Source organism: Pseudomonas caspiana, assembly GCF_002158995.1.
In the GTDB taxonomy this organism is placed as follows: domain Bacteria; phylum Pseudomonadota; class Gammaproteobacteria; order Pseudomonadales; family Pseudomonadaceae; genus Aquipseudomonas; species Aquipseudomonas caspiana.
The window spans coordinates 60,418-79,256 of the sequence record NZ_LOHF01000015.1; the positions used below are offsets into that span (position 1 = coordinate 60,418).

At 57.6% G+C, this 18,839-nt stretch carries 19 protein-coding genes; 7 read left to right on the forward strand and 12 right to left on the reverse strand.

Annotated features, from left to right (window positions below; all coding sequences use genetic code 11):
* The first annotated feature begins 126 nt into the window (after nucleotides 1–126).
* Nucleotides 127–1,683: a nitric oxide reductase transcriptional regulator NorR gene (norR, locus tag AUC60_RS17505; protein WP_087270183.1), complete on the forward strand. Its 1,557-nt coding sequence runs from the start codon at nucleotides 127–129 to the stop codon at nucleotides 1,681–1,683.
* A gap of 158 nt (nucleotides 1,684–1,841) precedes the next feature.
* Nucleotides 1,842–2,066 (forward strand): DUF6555 family protein, encoded by a 225-nt coding sequence (locus tag AUC60_RS27970; protein ID WP_027900221.1) that lies wholly within the window; start codon nucleotides 1,842–1,844, stop codon nucleotides 2,064–2,066.
* Nucleotides 2,067–2,136: 70 nt separating this feature from the next.
* Here the strand turns inward: AUC60_RS27970 and AUC60_RS27880 are convergent, their stop codons facing one another.
* Both AUC60_RS27880 and AUC60_RS17515 read right to left on the reverse strand, forming a co-directional pair.
* Nucleotides 2,137–2,307, reverse strand: coding sequence for a hypothetical protein (locus AUC60_RS27880; protein WP_158099132.1), 171 nt, complete (start codon nucleotides 2,305–2,307; stop codon nucleotides 2,137–2,139).
* Between the two features lie 109 nt (nucleotides 2,308–2,416).
* Nucleotides 2,417–3,847: an MFS transporter gene (locus tag AUC60_RS17515; protein WP_087270186.1), complete on the reverse strand. Its 1,431-nt coding sequence runs from the start codon at nucleotides 3,845–3,847 to the stop codon at nucleotides 2,417–2,419.
* A 378-nt stretch (nucleotides 3,848–4,225) separates the two neighbouring features.
* Between AUC60_RS17515 and AUC60_RS17520 the strand changes: the two genes are divergently transcribed.
* Nucleotides 4,226–5,533: an Nramp family divalent metal transporter gene (locus tag AUC60_RS17520; RefSeq protein WP_167384370.1), complete on the forward strand. Its 1,308-nt coding sequence runs from the start codon at nucleotides 4,226–4,228 to the stop codon at nucleotides 5,531–5,533.
* A gap of 149 nt (nucleotides 5,534–5,682) precedes the next feature.
* A complete protein-coding gene (locus AUC60_RS17525) occupies nucleotides 5,683–7,155 on the forward strand; it encodes an MFS transporter (protein WP_405624170.1) in 1,473 nt (490 codons plus the stop codon).
* A gap of 1 nt (nucleotide 7,156) precedes the next feature.
* Here the strand turns inward: AUC60_RS17525 and AUC60_RS17530 are convergent, their stop codons facing one another.
* Together AUC60_RS17530 and AUC60_RS17535 are read right to left on the reverse strand one after the other, a co-directional pair.
* Nucleotides 7,157–7,366 carry a hypothetical protein gene (locus AUC60_RS17530; RefSeq protein WP_193441871.1) on the reverse strand — a complete coding sequence of 70 codons (210 nt, stop codon included), beginning with the start codon at nucleotides 7,364–7,366 and terminating at the stop codon, nucleotides 7,157–7,159.
* Between the two features lie 120 nt (nucleotides 7,367–7,486).
* Entirely contained in the window at nucleotides 7,487–7,687 is a 201-nt protein-coding gene (locus AUC60_RS17535; protein WP_087270193.1) for a hypothetical protein, read from the reverse strand.
* A gap of 190 nt (nucleotides 7,688–7,877) precedes the next feature.
* Here AUC60_RS17535 and AUC60_RS17540 point away from each other — a divergent pair, with 190 nt between their 5' ends.
* Nucleotides 7,878–8,465 (forward strand): LysE family translocator, encoded by a 588-nt coding sequence (locus AUC60_RS17540; protein ID WP_167384368.1) that lies wholly within the window; start codon nucleotides 7,878–7,880, stop codon nucleotides 8,463–8,465.
* A gap of 3 nt (nucleotides 8,466–8,468) precedes the next feature.
* Here AUC60_RS17540 and AUC60_RS17545 read toward each other — a convergent pair whose 3' ends face one another.
* From AUC60_RS17545 to AUC60_RS17555, 3 genes are all read right to left on the reverse strand, one after another.
* Entirely contained in the window at nucleotides 8,469–9,290 is an 822-nt protein-coding gene (locus AUC60_RS17545) for an AraC family transcriptional regulator (RefSeq protein ID WP_087270196.1), read from the reverse strand.
* Nucleotides 9,291–9,608: 318 nt separating this feature from the next.
* Entirely contained in the window at nucleotides 9,609–11,039 is a 1,431-nt protein-coding gene (pdxR, locus tag AUC60_RS17550) for a MocR-like pyridoxine biosynthesis transcription factor PdxR (protein WP_087270199.1), read from the reverse strand.
* A gap of 52 nt (nucleotides 11,040–11,091) precedes the next feature.
* Nucleotides 11,092–11,991: a LysR substrate-binding domain-containing protein gene (locus AUC60_RS17555; RefSeq protein WP_087270203.1), complete on the reverse strand. Its 900-nt coding sequence runs from the start codon at nucleotides 11,989–11,991 to the stop codon at nucleotides 11,092–11,094.
* A gap of 136 nt (nucleotides 11,992–12,127) precedes the next feature.
* Here AUC60_RS17555 and AUC60_RS17560 point away from each other — a divergent pair, with 136 nt between their 5' ends.
* The gene (locus AUC60_RS17560) at nucleotides 12,128–12,886 is read left to right on the forward strand and encodes an SDR family NAD(P)-dependent oxidoreductase (protein ID WP_087270207.1); all 759 of its coding nucleotides are present in this window, start codon (nucleotides 12,128–12,130) and stop codon (nucleotides 12,884–12,886) included.
* A 194-nt stretch (nucleotides 12,887–13,080) separates the two neighbouring features.
* On the opposite strand, the gene AUC60_RS17565 is transcribed toward AUC60_RS17560, so the two are convergent.
* Together AUC60_RS17565 and AUC60_RS17570 are read right to left on the reverse strand one after the other, a co-directional pair.
* Nucleotides 13,081–13,389 carry an RcnB family protein gene (locus AUC60_RS17565; RefSeq protein ID WP_087270210.1) on the reverse strand — a complete coding sequence of 103 codons (309 nt, stop codon included), beginning with the start codon at nucleotides 13,387–13,389 and terminating at the stop codon, nucleotides 13,081–13,083.
* Between the two features lie 146 nt (nucleotides 13,390–13,535).
* Nucleotides 13,536–14,393: an SDR family oxidoreductase gene (locus tag AUC60_RS17570; protein ID WP_087270213.1), complete on the reverse strand. Its 858-nt coding sequence runs from the start codon at nucleotides 14,391–14,393 to the stop codon at nucleotides 13,536–13,538.
* A gap of 86 nt (nucleotides 14,394–14,479) precedes the next feature.
* Between AUC60_RS17570 and AUC60_RS17575 the strand changes: the two genes are divergently transcribed.
* Entirely contained in the window at nucleotides 14,480–14,896 is a 417-nt protein-coding gene (locus AUC60_RS17575) for a winged helix-turn-helix transcriptional regulator (protein ID WP_087270216.1), read from the forward strand.
* A 112-nt stretch (nucleotides 14,897–15,008) separates the two neighbouring features.
* On the opposite strand, the gene AUC60_RS17580 is transcribed toward AUC60_RS17575, so the two are convergent.
* From AUC60_RS17580 to AUC60_RS17590, 3 genes are read right to left on the reverse strand one after another with little or no spacing between them, the layout of a single operon-like run.
* Nucleotides 15,009–16,235 carry a c-type cytochrome gene (locus AUC60_RS17580; protein WP_087270219.1) on the reverse strand — a complete coding sequence of 409 codons (1,227 nt, stop codon included), beginning with the start codon at nucleotides 16,233–16,235 and terminating at the stop codon, nucleotides 15,009–15,011.
* Nucleotides 16,232–17,995 carry a GMC family oxidoreductase gene (locus tag AUC60_RS17585; RefSeq protein WP_087270222.1) on the reverse strand — a complete coding sequence of 588 codons (1,764 nt, stop codon included), beginning with the start codon at nucleotides 17,993–17,995 and terminating at the stop codon, nucleotides 16,232–16,234. Before AUC60_RS17585 ends, AUC60_RS17580 begins: the two co-directional genes overlap by 4 nt.
* A gap of 5 nt (nucleotides 17,996–18,000) precedes the next feature.
* Entirely contained in the window at nucleotides 18,001–18,750 is a 750-nt protein-coding gene (locus tag AUC60_RS17590) for a gluconate 2-dehydrogenase subunit 3 family protein (RefSeq protein ID WP_087270225.1), read from the reverse strand.
* Nucleotides 18,751–18,839 lie beyond the last annotated feature (89 nt).

Sequence of the window (18,839 nt, forward strand, 5' to 3'; positions counted from 1 at the left end):
ATTGCTGGCCTCGTAACCTCGGTGAGCTCCTGCAGGAGGCGCATTCCAATTCAGTGATTCATGCTTTGTTCGTCGGTAGCCAGCGAGTCATAATGACCGCAATTTTCGGTCAGATGGAACGCCGTCATGATGAGCAATCCACTGCTACGCGCCCTTGTGCCGCTGGTGGCAGACCTTAGCCGCGAGCTGCCTGATGAGGAGCGTTATCGGCGGTTGCTGAGTGCATTACGGCAGTTACTGCCGTGCGACGCGGTCGCTTTGCTCAAGCTGGAAGACGATGTGCTGATTCCTTTGGCGGTTGAAGGTCTGAGCGCCGATACCCTTGGCCGCCGCTTTCGAGTCGAAGAACATCCCCGATTGAAGCTCCTGCTGGAAAACCCGAAGCCAACGCGCTTTTCCATGGATTGTGAGTTGCCCGACCCCTATGACGGATTGGTCGAGGGTCATCAGGGGCATCTGGAAATTCACGATTGCCTGGGTTGCCCGCTGTACTTTCAGGACAAACCCTGGGGCCTGATCACTCTGGACTCCCTTGACCCCTCCAGCTTTGGTCAGGTCGATCTGGACAACCTGGAAGCCTTCGCAGGGCTCGCTGCCGCAACGGTAATGGCGAGTGAGCGCATCAATCAGCTGGCGCGTGGCTTTGAAGATCAACGTCAATTGGCTGAAGTCTACAAGCGGGCCGCAGGTGGTCGCGGGCTGCGGGAGCTGATTGGCCAGAGCCCAGTGCACAAGCGTTTGCTTCAGGAGATCCAGTTGGTGGGCAACAGCCCTCTGTCGGTGCTGATCACGGGGGAAACCGGGGTCGGCAAAGAATTGGTTGCCGAAGCCATTCACCTCAGTTCGCCCCGTGCTCACAAACCGCTGATCAGCCTGAACTGCGCGGCCTTGCCGGAAACGCTTGTAGAAAGCGAACTGTTCGGCCATGTCAAAGGCGCTTTCTCGGGTGCTGTGAACGGACGTAGCGGCAAATTCGAACTGGCCGATGGTGGGACTATTTTCCTTGATGAAGTCGGTGAACTGCCGTTAGCAGTGCAATCCAAGCTGTTGCGTGTATTGCAAAGCGGTCAACTGCAGCGGGTCGGGTCTGATCAGGAAAACAAGGTGGACGTGCGGATCATCGCTGCCACCAATCGCGACTTGGCCGAGGAAGTCCGGTCCGGTCGTTTCCGCGCTGATCTGTACCACCGGCTAAGCGTCTATCCTCTCTTGGTACCTCCGTTGCGCGAACGCGGCCGTGATGTCTTGCTGCTGGCGGGGTACTTCCTTGAAGAGAATCGTGCACGCATGGGCTTGCGCAGTTTGCGACTCAACGGTGAGGCGCAGAAGCTGTTGCTGGCTCATACATGGCCTGGCAACGTGCGCGAGCTGGAGCATCTGATCAGTCGCGCCGTGCTCAAGTCCCTTTCGTTGAGTATCGAACGACCGCGTATTCTGACCATTGAAGCCCATGCCGTTGGCCTGCAAGAGGACGCCGTTGTAGTGCAGTCTCATCGGCAGGAAAGGGGGGCAACTGTCCCGGAGGCCGGGACGACTTTGAAGACCGCCGTTGACGCTTATCAAAAGCAGATGATCGAGCAGGCGCTGTTGCGCCATGAGGGCAAATGGATCGAAGTCGCGCGAGAAATGGGGGTGGATCGAGCCAACTTGAGTCGTTTAGCTAAACGTCTGTGCATTCGTTGATCAGCTTTTTTACATTGAATCAAGCGTATGAACGTATGACGCGTCGAGCAAGTTGGTGAACTGTTATTTGGTCGCGATTTGTGAAAAAAGAGTGAATTTTTTGGAAAGGCGGAAGGTCCTCTATTGCACTAAGTAAATCACAAGGAGGCGCTGCCTGGATGTCACAGTACAAACATTACAGAATCGATTATTTGCTAAACGGCGCGTTCAAGTCTTTCTACATCAGTGCAGAGCACATGGATAATTCCGAAGCATGGCATCATGCCAGCGTTGATGCAGGTATTGCCCGTATACCCAAATATCGAACAGAAAAAGTACCTCGCGTTTCGAAACCTTACGCGGAGCACTTCGGCATAACTAACGTCGAGTGGTTACAGAGTTGATGAGGTTGACCGGCCGTGTCTGACGACACGGCCGGCTTGCTATACCTGCAACGGGTGTAGTGTTCAGCGATCAATCGCTGGATTTATTGCGGTGGAAATCCCCTTTTTCTGGCAACAACTCAGTTCCTGGTTCGAACTCATCTTCCGGATCGGCCTCATCGGTTACGGGGTCCGGGACGGTTTGCGGGTATTGAACATCTTTCGGCGCAGCATCTGGATTTTCCGGGCGGGAGCCGACCATATGGGATACCTCCTCTCTAGCAGTTGGGCCGGGCAGGCTTCAGTTAAGCAGCCTTGCTCAGCTCTTTCAGGTGAGGTGATGATCGGGCTCGCCGCAGCACCGTTATGTATTAACGGTGCGCAATGTTTTCCAGTGCCAGGTTACGGGTTCGCGGCCCGAATCCACTGATGGTAATGATCACTATCAACATGCTGCTGACGATAAATGCCAGCACGCCGGGCGTGCCGAAGTGTTCAAGAAAGAAACCGATCAGCAGGCTGCTGAACACTGTCGACAGGCGACTGAATGAATAGCAGAAACCCACGGCGCGGGCGCGAATATTGGTCGGGAACAACTCTCCCTGGTAGGAGTGGTAGCTAAAGCTCAGCCATGCGTTGCAGAAAGTGATCATCACCCCGCAAAACACCAGGCCTACCGCCGAAGTCTGAAAAGCGAACAGGGTGCCGAAAATCATCGAGCCTAAGGCCGAACCGACGATCTGCCATTTGTTTTCGAAACGGTTGGCGAACCTGACGAACAACAGCGGACCCAGTGGGTAGGCCAAGGTGATGATGAACGCGTAGCCCAGGCTATGAGTGACGCTTACGCCCTGGCCGGACAGCAACGCGGGCAGCCAGTTGCCGAAGCCGAAGAAGCCAATGGCCTGGAAGATGTGGAACACAATCAACATCAATGCGCGGCGGCGATAAGGTGGTTGCCAGATATCGGCAAATCGGCCCTTGCCCGAGACAGCGACAATTTCCGGTTCCGGGGCGTCCAATGGCTTGCCATGGTCGCGTTCACAGCGTGACTCAATGTCATCCATGATGCGTTCCGCTTCCTCGAAGCGTCCGTGTTGCGCCAGCCAGCGCGGCGATTCTGGCAAGCGTGAGCGCAGCCACCAGATGAACAGCGCGAATACCGCGCTGGCTAAGACCACCCAGCGCCAGCCAGAGACTCCGAACGGCGCTTGCGGCACCAGCCACCAGGACATCAGCGCCACAGCGGGTACCGACAGAAACTGAATAAAGAAGGCAAATGCGAACGCTGAGCTGCGCATGCGCTTGGGCACCAGTTCGGATAAGTAAGCATCAATGGTAACCAGCTCAATCCCCAGGCCGATCCCCACCAGAAAACGCATGCAGATGATGCCCAGTGCGTCGCTCTGAATACCCATCAATACCGTGGCGACGGTGTACCAGATCAGGGCGAAAGTAAAAATTGCCCGACGGCCAAAACGGTCGGCAATGGGGCTTAGCAGGCTGGCACCCAGAAACAGGCCCAGAAACGTAGCAGACGCAAAAGCGGCCTGATCGGAGAAGCCGAACACACCCTGCGCTCCGGTGGCGAAGATGCCGTCACGCAGCAGGCCGGGGCTGATGTAAGCAGTTTGGAAGAGATCATAAAGCTCGAAAAAACCACCGATGGACAATAACGCCACTAGTTTCCAGATCGTAGCCACTGCGGGCAGGCGATCGATGCGCGCAGAAATCTGCGCCGCGCGGATCGGATCAACGCTGTCACCGGCTGCCGAACTGCTGGCGATAGAAGGGGAGGACATACGCAGGCTTCCATTATTTTTGATGACGTATGGTAGCGGTTTTACAATTTGTAATGATTGCTGGTTTCACCTTGTTTTTTGTTTTATTTGGATAAAAATTGCTAAGTATTGAATTTAATTGGTTTTAAATTTTTATTCGGGTTGGTTATTAGCTGAAATGAAGGGGATCCTTCGACGCGCAGAACCATTGGGTGCAGGGCTCGCCCGCGATAAGGCTGTACGCGGTTCACGTTAAGGAGTGTCCAGACTTATCGCGGGCGAACCCTGCTCCCACAGCTTCTTTCGAGAAGGCAAATCGCTGGCTGTATCAAGATATGTCACGAATCTTTAAGATTGGCTTTCCGCTCCGCTGCCAGCCTGGTTCCTGTGAAGTTCAAACTGCCCACCACTGCTACTGCTCCCTTTTGCCCGTCTGCCGTGACCGACAGCGTTGCCATTCCGGCCAATGCCTCGCTGGCGCGCAAGATGCTTCTGTTCGTTGGCCCTGGCCTGCTGGTTTCCATTGGCTACATGGACCCCGGCAATTGGGCTACGGCCATTGAGGCCGGGTCGCGATTCGGCTATGCGCTGCTGTTTGTGGTGGTGCTGGCAAGCCTGTCCGGCATGGTCTTGCAGAACTTGTGCTCGCGGCTGGGCATCGCCACGGGGCGCGACCTGGCGCAGTTGTCTGCATCACGTTACAGTCCAGGCGTAGCCAAAGGGCAATGGCTGCTGGCCGAGCTGTCGATTCTCGCCACGGACCTGGCGGAAGTGCTGGGTGCGGCGTTGGCGTTTCACCTGTTGTTAGGTGTGTCGATTACCACCGGGGTCGTCCTGACCGCGTTTGACACGTTGATAGTGCTTGCACTGCAAGGGGCTAACTTTCGCCGTCTTGAAGCTATTGTGTTGGGGTTGATCGCGACCATTGGTGCCTGCTTCACCGTGGAACTGGTGCTGATCAAACCTTTCTGGCCTGACGTCGCTGCGGGCCTCAAGCCCAGTTGGGATGTGCTGAGTAGTCAGGAGCCACTGTACCTGGCTATCGGTATTCTCGGCGCGACAGTGATGCCTCATAACCTGTATCTGCATTCATCGGTGGTGCAGACCCGGGTCAATGGCAGCGATAACGCGAGCAAAGCCAGTGCCATCAAGTTCGCCCGGCTGGACACTATTGCCTCCCTGAGCCTGGCACTGTTGATCAATGCCGCCATCCTGATCCTTGCCGCCGCGGCTTTTCACAAGAGCGGGCATACCGACGTGGTGGAAATTCAGGACGCCTACCACCTGCTTGATCCTCTGGTAGGCGGAGCGGTGGCCAGCGTGTTGTTTGGCATCGCGTTACTGGCGGCGGGACAGAGCTCCACTTTCACCGGGACCATCGCTGGGCAAGTGGTGCTGGAGGGCTTTTTACAGGCGAAAATCCCGTGCTGGCAACGGCGTTTGATTACCCGCGCCCTGGCCTTGATCCCTGCGCTGATCGGAGTGATCTGGCTGGGCGATGGGGCGGTGGGCAAGATGCTGGTGCTCAGTCAGGTTGTGCTTAGCCTGCAACTGCCGTTCGCCTTGTGGCCGTTGATCCGCTTTACCAGTGACCGGCAATTGATGGGGCCTTTCGTCAACAGCCGCCTGGTCAAGACCGCGGCGTGGGGCCTGTTTGGATTGATCTCGACAGCGAACCTCACGTTGATGTGGTTTTGGGTGAGTTGAGTCAACGCTGAACTTTTACCCTTTAGGAGCTGCCGAAGGCTGCGAAAGCGTTATATCTGGCATACCCTCTTCGCAGCCTTCGCCAGCTCTACCATAGCCATGTTGATGGCGCGATGGGGCTGTCTACTCCGACGGAAATGGAGCGGCTTTTGAACAGCACAGCTTCACTGACGACTGGCCAGAAAAGCCCCGAAGGCCAGGTCTTCGAAACCGATCTCCCCGCACGCCTGGATCGTTTGCCATGGGGGCGCTTTCATACCCTGTTGGTTTTCGCCCTCGGCATTACCTGGCTACTCGATGGCCTTGAAGTGACGCTGGCAGGTTCGGTGTCCGGTGCGCTGAAAAGCAGCCCGGCGCTGCAGATGTCCAACAGCGATATCGGGCTTGCAGGTGCTGTCTACATTGCCGGGGCGGTACTCGGTGCTTTGTTGTTCGGCTGGCTGACTGACCGTCTGGGGCGACGCAAACTGTTCTTTATCACCTTGCTGCTGTATGTCGGTGCCACAGCGGCGACCGCGTTTTCGTTCAGTCTGGGCAGCTTTCTGCTGTTCCGCTTCCTCACAGGCATGGGCATCGGCGGTGAGTACACCGCAATCAATTCCACCATTCAGGAATTCACCCCCGCGCGTTACCGGGGCTGGGTTGACCTGACCATCAACGGTACGTTCTGGCTGGGTGCGGCGTTGGGCGCTGGTGGCTCTATCGTGTTGCTGGATCCGCAGTGGGTGGGCGGCGATCTTGGCTGGCGACTGTGTTTCGGGATTGGTGCGGCATTGGGGCTGCTGATTTTGTTGATGCGCCTGTGGTTGCCAGAGAGCCCGCGCTGGCTGTTGATCCACGGGCAAGCGGAGGAGGCGACCCGCATTGTTGAGCAAATCGAGAACCGGCTTCGCGATCAAGGCCATGAACTGCCACCTCTGACCGGCAAACCCTTGCGCCTGCATGCGCGCGATCACACGCCCATCCGGGAAATCTTCCACACCCTGTTTGTCAGCTTCCGCCAGCGAGCGCTGGTCGGCATGACGCTGCTCACCGCTCAGGCGTTCTTCTACAACGCGATCTTTTTCACCTACGCGCTGGTGCTCACCGATTTCTACAACGTGCCCTCCGAGCAGGTCGGCTGGTATGTGTTGCCGCTGGCACTGGGTAATTTCTGCGGTCCGTTGCTGCTTGGAAGACTGTTCGATGTGATCGGCCGACGCGTGATGATCAGCCTGACCTACGCCATATCCGGTGTGTTGTTGGCCATCAGCGGTTATCTGTTTCAACAAGGCTTGCTTGATGTCACCCAACAAGCGGTGGCCTGGATGGTGATTTTCTTTTTCGCGTCGGCGGCGGCCAGCTCGGCGTATCTGACCGTGGCAGAAACCTTTCCTCTGGAGATTCGAGCCTTGGCGATTGCTGTGTTTTACGCCTTCGGCACCGGTCTGGGCGGGATCATCGGGCCCACGCTGTTCGGTGAGTTGATTCAGACTCAGGACCGCAGCAACGTGTTGATCGGTTACCTGATTGGCGCAGCGCTGATGATGATTGCTGCGGGTGTTCAGGGGGTATGGGGCGTCGCGGCGGAGCGCAGGTCACTGGAGGAGGTCGCCAGGCCATTATCCCAGGCCAAAGACTGAGTCAGCAGTCGATACGCTGGGCGACGTCGCGCAAGTCTTCTACGGAGGCTTGCAACTTGTCGATCTGCTGGACCACGTCTGTGACATCCCGAGCGTGGATGGAGTGCTGTAAATACAGCAGATGCCCGGAAAGGTTGAGGGAAACACCTTCGAGATCGTTGGCAGTGCGCTGCAAGTCGCTCTGGATGTTTTTCAGGTCTTCGATGTTCAACGTATAACTCCGGAAGTCAGGGGCCGAGTGGCATTGACATCCAGGTCAAAGCAGCCATCGACAGAACAGAGATGGCCAATTGATATATTGCGCAAATTCAGCGTGTTTGTCGCGTGTTTTTTACTCGTCTTCCAGGTCGGACTCGGAATAGGAGTCCAGTAACGCGGCCAATGCCAGCGTGCGCTGCAGGCCGGTCGTGGTTTTCATGATCTCGGCCACGGCCTCGATGGCTGCCGCTTTGGCCTGTGCACGTTCTGCGTCGGTGTTGTTAGGTGTCGCGTCCTGAGCCGCGGCGATGATTGATTCTTCAAAACTGTTCATGGCTTGCGCTCTGCAAATGAAGGCATCTGGCGGGCAAATCTGTTTAGTTGCCCGTCCAGTGCGGGCCATTCTGCCTGATTCCAGCCACAAGAGTCAGGGGTGCTGTGCACTGGGTGATTTTCTTCAATACGCCGCCACGGCTGATCCCTACTTTGACCGGGTCATTTCTGATCAGGTTAAAGGTGTTCGAATGAGTGTGTTGGTGTCCATGGCGGCCTTTGCGCTGGCTTCTTCAATTACCCCCGGCCCGGTCAATATCGTGGCGTTGAGTTCGGGAGCGCGTTATGGCCTGGGGGCGGCGCTGCTGCACGTGACCGGTGCGACGCTGGGGTTCACCCTGCTGTTGATTCTGATCGGCTTTGGCCTGCATGAAACGCTGCTGCACTTGCCGTTTCTGACCCTGGCAATCAAATGGGCCGGGGTGGCATTCCTGTTGTACATGGCCTGGAAGCTGGCGTGGGATGACGGGCAACTGGACGTCGAGCGTGAGGGTGATAAACCTTCGATGCTGGTGGGCGCGATCATGCAGTGGCTGAACCCCAAGGCGTGGCTGGCGTGCATTGCCGGAATGGGGGCGTTTGTCGCCAGTGGCGAAACGCGCCTGATCTGGCAATTTGCGCTCATCTATTTTGTGATCTGCTATCTGTCCCTGGCGTGCTGGGCTTTTGCCGGGACCTTCCTGCGTCAGTATTTGAAAAGCGCGCTGGGCATTCGCGTTTTCAACCGCAGCATGGCGTTATTGCTGGTGGGTTGCGCGTTGTATCTGTTGGCGTATTAGGCTCTATTGCAGACGATATTGCCCCGGTGTTGCGGCCAGATGCTTTTTGAACGCACGTTGAAAGTGCGCCTGATCAGCGAAGCCCAGCTCCAGAGCCACGTCGGCGATCAACTGGCCGCCTTTGAGTTGCCTGCGAGCATGCTGGATGCGGCGGTTGATCAGGTAAGCGTGGGGCGTCATGTGGTAACGCTGTTCAAAGGCGCGAATCAGGTATGAACCGGACAGGTTTGCCGCATCGCACATGTCGTCAAGAGTGATCGGTTTTTTGAAGTTATCGTTGATGTACTGGGCTGCACGTTCGACTCGCTGCGTTGCCAGCTCCGGGCGGATCGAGACGCTACCAAGGGTGTGTTGCATCTTGCTGAAGAAAGCGACAGCGGTGCATTGCTTGTGCAGAACGTCAGCCTGGTTGTCGATCAGGGTGGTGTAGAGGTGATTCAGACCCCTGAACAGGTCGGGCGCAGTGCTGTGGGTTTGCGCAATCGGCTGAAAGTCATGATTGTGATCGAGGCCCAGTTCATGTTGCAGGCGGGTCAGCCATTGAGTGTCGACATACAGCATCAGGTATGACCAGTGCTGATCGGCGATGGGATTGCAGGCATGGACGTCGCCGGGATTCATCAGCACCACCGTACCCGCACGCACCTGCTGGCTGCTTTTTTCATGCAGATAAGTGCTTTGACCGGCCGTGATCGCACCAATGGAAAATATTTCATGGGAGTGCTTGGCATAACACAGCTTTCGCCCATCGCCCACCGAACGCGCCTCGATGAAAGGCAACTGCTCCTCACGCCAGAAGTAGGGCGCTTGTGGTGGTGGGTTCATGTGGTGTCGATCCTTTGAATTGAAATGGATTTCCTGCAGGAAGATCGGCCAGTGTCCCTGACACCGCGCTGTCTCGCAATAACCGGGATCTGTAGGAGCGCGCTTGCCCGCGATTCGGTCTGTCAGTCGTTGCATCTATCGCCTGTGCTGACGCTATCGCGGGCAAGCGCGCTCCTACAGGTAAAAAGCATTAAAAATCATGTGTTTATTCGTTTTTGATACGGGTTCCAGGTTGCTGCGCTCCAGGGTGGGATCAGGAACACCGGGGTGTAGCTCACAGGTTCGTATTTGCGGAGAGTAGCGCATCCTTGCCAACACTCAAGCCGTCAGCAATAAATCCCGCAGCCGGTCCAGCGCCGGGTCGATGTCCAGGGTTTCAATGGCACCAAAGCCCAGGTAGATACCGGCGCGGTCAGGCGTGGACTGGTAATACGGCGCCAGGGAGTAAATGCCTACATGGTGTTGGCGAGTCTGCTGGATGAGGTGATTGATATCCTGTGGCACCTTGCACCAGAGCGCCATGTGAAAGCCTGCCGTGGCCGGTATGACTTCAAACCATGGCGCAAGGTCGGTGGTAAAGCGGGCGAGAATACGTTCCCGACGCCCGGCATAGATCCCGTGACAGCGACGAATATGCTTTTGCAGTAAACCGTCGTCGATGAACTTGGCCAGCGCCCACTGATTCAGCGTACTGGTATGCCAGTCGGTCAGTTGCCGCGCCTTGATGACCGCTGCATAAATGGCAGCAGGCAACACCGCGTAACCCAGGCGCAGTTCCGGCAGCAGGGTTTTCGAAAAAGTCCCGACGTAGGCGACCACGCCATGGCGGTCCATGCTCTGCAGTGAGTCAGTAGGCTGGCCTTCGTAGCGGAATTCGCTGTCGTAATCGTCTTCGATGATAATCGCGCCAATCCGCCGCGCCTTGTCTAGCAAGGCCTGGCGTCGCGCCAGGCTCATCGGCATGCCCAGCGGCATCTGATGCGACGGCGTGACGTAGATAAACCGGGCGTCCTCTGGAATCGCATCGACCTGCATGCCGTCTTCATCCACGGGGACGCCCACCACCTTCGCGCCTTGCGCCGAGAATAATAGACGCGCCGGTCTATAGCCTGGCTCTTCCATGGCAACACAGCAGCCGGGTTCGGTCAGAACCCGTGAAATAAGGTCCAGTGCCTGTTGCGCACCGTTGCACACAACAATGTCATCCGCGACACAGCGCACACCGCGGGCGAAGGCGATATGCCCGGCTATGGCCTTGCGCAGAATCTCCAGCCCTTGCGGTTGACTGTAGAGGCCGGGTGTTTTGGCCAACTGCCGCAAGGCATGCTGCACGCAGCGTCGCCATTGCTCGGCGGGGAAGTGGTTATGGCTGATCGCGCCGCCAATAAAATCGCCGCGTCGGGTTTCTTCACGCGTGGGGTGACGCAAACCCAATTCGAGGTTTTGCCACCTTTCCAGAACGGCGGCACTGGCCAGATCACAGGCTTCCTGCTTGCGCGATTGCGCCGTAGGCAAGTTGTTGACGAAGGTACCGCTGCCAATCTTGCCGACCAGCAGGTTTTCGTAGGTCAGACGTGAATAAGTGTCGGAGATGGTTTTGCGCGACAGACCCAGTTGCGCCGCCAGCAAACGGCTGGGCGGTAACTGCACACCGGCAGCAAGCCGCCCGGATTCGATGCTGTCACGTAATTGCTCGTAGAGCTGATTCGCCAGATCTTTGCGGCCTTTGATGACAATGTGCAGTTCCATCGCGTGCTCCGGGGCGACCGCGACACGCGGCGTTGAAGGGGCGCCGATTCTTTCAGGGCGCGTTGTATTCGGCAATCAGCTTCTGCAGCCAGTCCATGAATACCCTGCAACGTTCTGGTAAATGTCGACGATGCGCGTACAACAGAGAAATTTTCATGGGCAGCGGACGATGATCGGGAAGGATCTCCACCAGATGGCCGCTGAGCAGGTGTTTGCGCATTCCCATACGTGGCGACTGGATGATCCCGAGGTTACCCAGACAGGCCGCCTCATAGGCCTGTACATTATTGACGGTAATGCTGCGGGGCATGGCTACGGTGCGGGATTTGCCCTGTTCCTGATATTCAAAGAACGCCGTATTGGCACCGAACGACATCACGTAATGGATCATCCGGTGTTGCTGCAGGTCGGCGAGGGTTTGTGGCACACCATGTTCGCTGGCGTAACCGGCGCCGACACAGTTAACCATCGACAAGTCACCCAGGTGGCGCGCAACCAACGTGGTGTCCGGTAAATCACCGACTCGCAGTACGCAGTCAAAGCCTTCCCGGATGAGATCCACGCGGCGGTCAGTGCTGCTGATTTCCAGATCGATGCCGGGATGTTCGGCGAGGAAATCGCTCAGGCGCGGCAGGACGATGTTGTGCGCCATGGCGGTGGGCATGTCGACTCGCAGACGACCGCTGAGCATCGCGTCGCTTCGAAACAGACTTTCCAGCTCGTCCATTTGCGCCAGCATATCTTTACTACGCTCATACAACACCGCGCCGTCCGGTGTGGCCTGCACTTTGCGCGTGGTGCGCAGCAGCAAGCGGGTACCGAGCAGTTCCTCCAGCGCCTGCACATGTTCGGACACCGTGGAGCGCGGCAGACTCAAGGCTTCACTGGCCTGAGTGAAACTCGACAATTCGGTAACGCGGACGAACGAGCGCAACAGTTCCAGTTTGTTCACGGTATGGCCTTTATTGTTCGTTTTTACCGATCACTGATTTCGGTTTGGCAGGGTTTATCGGTCTGTAAGCGAACAATAGACTTTTCCTCAATCGCTGCACACCTAAAGCTGAACTCACCAAACGAAGGGCATCATCATGAGCAGAAAAATCGCGATCATCACTGGCGCCAGCCGTGGCCTGGGTAAAAGCACTGCATTGAACCTTGCGGCGCAAGGCGTGGACATCATCGGTACCTATCAAAGTCGTCAGGCAGACGCCGAGGCCGTGGTGGCAGAAATCCAGGCGCTGGGTGGCAAGGCGCATATGCTGCAACTGGACGTAGGCCGCAGCGACAGCTTTGATGCATTCGCTGACCAGCTGCGAGGCGTACTGAAAGACGTATATGGTGCTGAACACTTCGATTTTCTGGTCAACAACGCGGGTACCGGCATCTATAACAGCATCGCCGAAACCACCGAAACGCAGTTTGACCAACTGGTGAACATACATTTCAAAGGGCCGTTTTTCCTGACCCAGAAACTGCTGCCACTGATTGCTGATGGAGGCCGGATCATCAACCTGTCCAGCGGCCTGGCGCGCTTCAGTATGGTCGGTTACGCGGCCTATGCGTCCATGAAGGGCGCAATTGAAGTCTGGACCCGCTATCTGGCGCAAGAACTCGGGCCACGGGGTATTAACGTCAACGTGCTGGCCCCTGGCGCTATTGCAACTGACTTTGGCGGTGGGACCGTACGGGACAATCCAGAGGTCAACAAAATGATCGCCTCCAGCACCGCGTTGGGCCGGGTTGGCGAAGCAGACGATATCGGTTCGGCGATCAGCATGTTGCTGGGGGATGGCGGGAAGTGGATCAATGGGCAGCGCATCGAAGCGTCGGGAGGGATTTTTCTTTAAATCAAACGGCAGCTTCCATTAAAAGAAGCTGCAATCCTGCGGATTTAAGCCGGTCCTGCAGGGTGTTTGCTCGCGATAACGTCAGGTCAGGCGATTATTTACCGACTGAAAAAACGTATCGCGAGCAAGCTCACTCCTACAGCGTTCAATGTCTACCGCAAGACATCGGAGTTTGACCTACAAGGCCAATACTTTTACTTCTTCACCGGCACGATTTCAGTGATCTGCCCGTTGGTGAGCTGTACCTGCACGTATTTGTCGTGGATCTGCACCCACTGAGATTCTTTGGCCGGCTCTTTCAGGCCACGCTTGCTCCAGTCCTTCAGGCCTTCTTCAGGACGGCGGAATTTCTCAGGTGCACGGGAACCCAGTTCCAGCTCATGCATGTTGTCCTTGGATTTTTCAATGGTCGGCTCTGGGGCATCGGCGGCCTGCACTGACAGGCTGGTCAAAGAAACGCAGCCAAGAATTGCCAGGCAAGCGACGAGTGATTTGCTCTTCATATACAGCTCCTAGGGCTCAGTGCGTAATGCTCTGTTCGTAGCTCTAGGACAGCTGCGGGGAAAAATCATTCGGTTTAAATCAACCCGGCGCATCCGATCCGTGAACCAGTACTCGCCCTGACGAGGCAGAGCGAGCAGCGATGTCGTCAGCGCTTCAGCGCTTGGGCGACAGTAATGGCAAGCGGCGTAGTAGGGCGTCCGATCAAGGCGCTCAATTGGCGGCTGTCGTCGAACAGTGCGCCCTTGGCGGCGGCTGCATCCGAGTCTGACAGCAGCTCTGCGACGAAGTCCGGCAGGCCTGCCTGCATCAGCGCAGCTTTGAAGTCAGCCTGCGGCAGGTCGGTATACGGCACGGTTTTGCCGGTCTGCTTCGATATCTCGGCGGCAAAGACGCTCAGGGTGTAAGCGTCATCACCTGCCAACTCATACACTCGACCAGCCTGATCTTCAGTCGAGGTCAGCACCGCCACGGCTGCATCCGCATAATCAACACGGGCCGCCGAGCTGATACGGCCCTCGGCGGCACTGCCGAACACTGCGCCATGTTCCAGCGCAGCAGGGACACCAGCGGTGTAATTCTCTGTGTACCAGCCATTGCGTAGCAGAACGAACGGCACACCGGATTTTTGCAGCGCGGCTTCGGTCTGGCGGTGTTCTTCCGCCAGACCCAACAGCGAAGTGTCAGCATGCAGGACACTGGTGTACGCGAGCAGTTTGACGTTAGCGCGTTTGGCTGCGTCGATCACGGCCTGATGCTGCGCGGCACGTTGGCCAATTTCACTGGACGAAATCAGCAGAATTTTTTCCGCACCTTTGAAAGCGCTGTCCAGGGTTGAGGCTTGGGAGTAGTCGGCGTGACGTACCTGCACGCCCAGTGCGGCGAGGTCGGCGGCTTTTTCCGGGCTGCGCACGGCGGCGATGACTTGCCCGGCGGGTACGGTAGCAAGCAGCTTTTCAATAACAAGACGGCCGAGTTGGCCGGTGGCTCCAGTAATGACGTACATGCTTGGTTCCTTGGATGTATTTAAGGGAAGCCAGAGCATAAACATGATGCTAACCTTTCGTAAGTACGTACAAAAAGGTAAGTGTCATGAATGGATCAGAGCAGCACAGCAGTTCATTGCTCGCAGCAGTAATCGACGCGCGAGTGGGCGAGGTGATGGCGGCGGATTGTCCGTCGCGGCTGGTGCTCAATCATGTGTGCAGTCGCTGGGGTGTATTGGTGCTGGTAGTACTGCGCAGCGGTATGCACCGCTTTAGCGAGCTGCGCCGCAAAATCGGCGGTGTGAGCGAGAAAATGCTCTCGCAGACCCTGCAGCATCTGGAGGCTGACGGCTTTATCGACCGCAAGTCGCTGCCGGTGGTGCCGCCCCATGTGGAGTATCGCCTGACGCCACTGGGAGAAGAAGTCGCTTTGCAGGTCGAGAACCTGACCAACTGGATCGAGCACAATTTGCCGCGGATCATGCAGGCGCGCGAAGAGATGGATTTAGCCAGGTTGATCTGAATCCCGTTTAACTCCGCTATCTCGTAGGACTGGCTAAAGCCGGTCCTACAAAGTGAAAGACAAAAAAATGCCCGGCGACATGACGAAGCCGGGCAAAGGGGAGGTGAATCGTTTACTTCGGCTGCAGGGCCTCGCGCACGGCTTTCACGTCCGCACTGGACACCGCAGGAGCCGCGTTGCCCCAGCTGTTACGCACGTAGGTCAGCACGTTGGCGACGTTGTCATCGGACAGCGCCCAGCCGAGTGCCGGCATGGCCGGTGCGGTCGGCGCTGCATCGGTGGCCCCGGCGCGACTGCCTGCCAGCACCACGCGGATCAACGACGATGGGTCGCTGCTGTTGATCAGCGGGGCCATCGCCAGTTTCGGGAACAGGTTCTCTGTGCCTTCACCATTGCCCACATGACAGGCTGAGCAGCGATCTGCATAAACCATCTTGCCTGCAACCATGGCGGGATCTTTCGCATCCACCGCTTTGGGCGGCGCAGCCGGTTTCGCGCCATCCTTGAGGTACACCGCCACGGCCATGAGATCCGCATCCTTCCAGTGTTGCGAGGAGTGCTCGACCTCTTCAGCCATCGGCCCGGAGGCAATGTCGAAACGGTTGGCACCGGTCTTCAGGTACTTGACGATGTCGTCCTCGGTCCAGCTGCCAATACCGCTGTGGGCGTCGCCAGTGATGTTCGGCGCGACCCAGTTCTGCAGGTTGGCACCGGTCAGAAACTGGTCATTCTTGTCGCCCCCCGTCAGGCCTTTAGGGGTGTGGCATGTGCCGCAATGCCCAAGGCCTTCGACCAGATAAGCGCCGCGATTCCACTGTTCGGACTTCTGCGGATTGGCCTTGAATTCGCCTTCCTTGAAGTTCATCAGGTTCCACGCCAGCAGGCTGGTGCGCACGTTGAACGGGAAGGGCAACTGGTTGGTTTCAACCTTGTTGTCCACCGCATCCAGCGTTTGCAGGTAGGCCCAGATCGCCTGATTATCCTGACGCGTGACTTTGGTGTAAGCGGTGTACGGCATGGCACCGTACAAACGTTTGCCGTCCAGGCCGTGGCCTTTGGACATAGCGTTCTGGAAGTCTTCGAACGTCCAGCGGCCAATCCCCGTGACGGGGTCAGGCGTGATATTCGCCCCCAGCAGTTTGCCGAAAGGTGTATCGAGCACTACGCCGCCGGAGAAGGCCGGTTTGCCGGGCAGGGTATGGCACGCGGTGCAGTCACCGAGCGTGGTCAGGTAGCGGCCCTTTTCCACCAGATTGTACGAGTCGGCACCTGTACCGGCGTGCGCGACGTTAAGGGTCAGCCCCAGTACGCCGACACAGACAGAAAGTAGAGTTTTCATACCGGGATCATCTCCCCAGGGCGCTTCAGGTATCGGGTGCGAATCGCATCGGCTGCCTTGAAAGCCAGTGCTGCGACAGTGCCGGTGGGGTTATAGCCAGGGTTCTGCGGGAAGGCCGAGGAGCCGACCACAAACAGATTCGGTACATCCCACACCTGCAGGTATTTGTTCACCGAGCTGGTCTTTGGGTCCGCGCCCATGATGAAGCCGCCAACGATGTGCGAGGACTGATACGGCGCGCTGTTCCAGTGCCCGGTCTGGGCGCTGTCGACCATTTGAATCGGGTTCATGCTCTTGGCGATTTCGTGGACCTTGCCCGTCACATAGGCAGCCATTTTGCGATCGTTTTCCGGGAAGTCGAAGGTGATCCGCAGCAATGGTCGCCCCAGTGGGTCCTTGTAGGTCGGGTCCAGCGACAGGTAGTTGCCGCGGATCGAATAGCTGCTGGCTTCACAGCCGATGGACATGCTGTTGGCGTAGTTCTTGACGGTCGCCTGCTTCCATTGCGAGCCCCAGGTTGGCGTGCCGGGTGGCACCGGGCGCGATTCGATAGGCGCTGCGCCGATAGGGGTGACCCGAGTGCTGCCGCCGCCGACGAAACCCAGACCGGAGTGGTCGAAGTTGTCGTTGTTGAATTCGTCGATGCCCATGCCAATGGCACCGCCGCCGATGAATGGGTTGAAGTTCTTGTCATCGAAGAACAGACGCACGTTGTTGGCGGTCTGGTAAGCGTAATTACGGCCCGTGGTGCCGGTATTGGTCACCGGGTCGTAAGGCTTGCCGACTCCGGATAGCAGCATCAGGCGTACGTTTTCAAAGATGAACGCGCTGATCACCACCAGCTCGGCAGGTTGCTCGAACTCTTCGCCATTGGCATCGACAAAGATGATCCCGGTGGCGCGCTTGCCAGTGCTGTCCATGGTCACGCGTAACACTTCACAATTGGTCTTGGCGGTGAAGTTCGGCTTGCGAATCAGGACCGGCAGTATCGTGGTGATAGCGCTGGCCTTGGAGTAGTTGGCACAACCGTAGTTGGTGCAGAAACCACAGAAAGTGCAGGCACCCATGGTCACGCCCAGCGAGTTGGTGTAAGCCCGGGAAACCAGCGCCGACGGCACCGGGAAGGGCTTATAGCCGAGGTTTCGGGCGGCCTCGGCAAACAGCGTTGGCGCGTAGGTCTGCTCGGTAGGCGGATTCGGATATTCTTCCGAGCGCGCACCTTCGAATGTGTTACCGCCTTCCTGAATCACGCCCTTGATGTTGCCTGCCTTGCCAGACACGCCGGCCAAGCGATCAAACTTGGTGTAGAACGGCTCCATCTCTTCCCAGTCCGTGCCCCAGTCCTGCAGGGTCAATTCGGCGGGCAGCTCTTTACCGTAACGCTCGGTCAGGTGGCTGTGCAGGCGGAATTCTTCAGGCTGAAAGCGAAAGGCAATGCCGGCCCAGTGGTTGCCCGCGCCGCCGGTGCCATTGCCGGGGTGAAAAGAACCCCAGCTGCGCATGGGCAAGGCTGTTTCCGTGACGTTGTTGCGGATGGTGCAAGTGTTCTGCCTGGTGCGCAGCATCAGATCCTGACGGCGCGCATAGCGCAATTCGTCAGTGGCCGAAGCGATGTTGAAGTCGGCAGCGGTGTCACGCCACGGGCCGCGTTCGAAGCCCATCACGTTCAATCCTTCATCGGCCAATTCGTTGGCAATGATGGATCCGGCCCAGCCGAGTCCGACAACCACCACGTCGGTGGAAGGTAGTTTTCTAGCCATGACGATTAACCCTTCTTCTGCCAGGCGGCGTTGCCGATGATGGAAATCGGTATGAGGTCGAGCTTCTGGTTGTGCCGCCCGATGTAGTCGCGGTAGTCATAGCGGGCACCGGGGAAGCCGATCATTTTCCACGACACCATGTCGCGGTTGCCGCCATAGACCGGGTCAGCAAAGAAGCCTTCCATGGTGTTGCCCAGCACCTGCTGGAAGAACAGTTTCGCGTCGATGTCCTCCAGCTCGATGGTGCCTTTCTCCAGGCCGGTCAAAACCTTGTCCCGTTCTTCACCGTTGAGGGCGCTGAAGGTTTTCTGAAACTGCTTCTGGCAGTACCGGGTCAGGGCAGCAAGGCCCAGGCGATAACGCTCACGGGGCACCAATGGCGATTGATCGCCCTGCATCGGCGTGCCTTTTTCAAAAGGGCCCTGCATGTACAGGCGATCAAAGGTCCCATATTCGCCCGCCAGTTGGCGGTCAATGAACACGGCGCAACCGGCGTCTTTACCGCTGACGCTCAGGTCGTCAGCCGGGATCAGGCGCTCGACAATGGCTTCGACTTCCCGGGCTTCGTCGGCGGTGAAAAATTGCCAGCCGGGGGTTTCGTAGTGCATCGGACCGTTGTGGTCAAAAGGCACCCATTGCGGTACGCCGGTCAGAGTGGCGGCCTTTGCGCTGGCAGCGGCACCGGCAGCCAGGGTGGTAGCGGAAGACACGAGAAGTTGGCGGCGGGTCAGGCCTTTGGGGGGTAGGTCAGGCATTCAGGGCTCCTGCGAACGCTTACGACAGGAGCGGGTCCCATCAGTAGCTGACGTATCGCGGTCAATACACGGTGTTTGTCCGGTGGAGG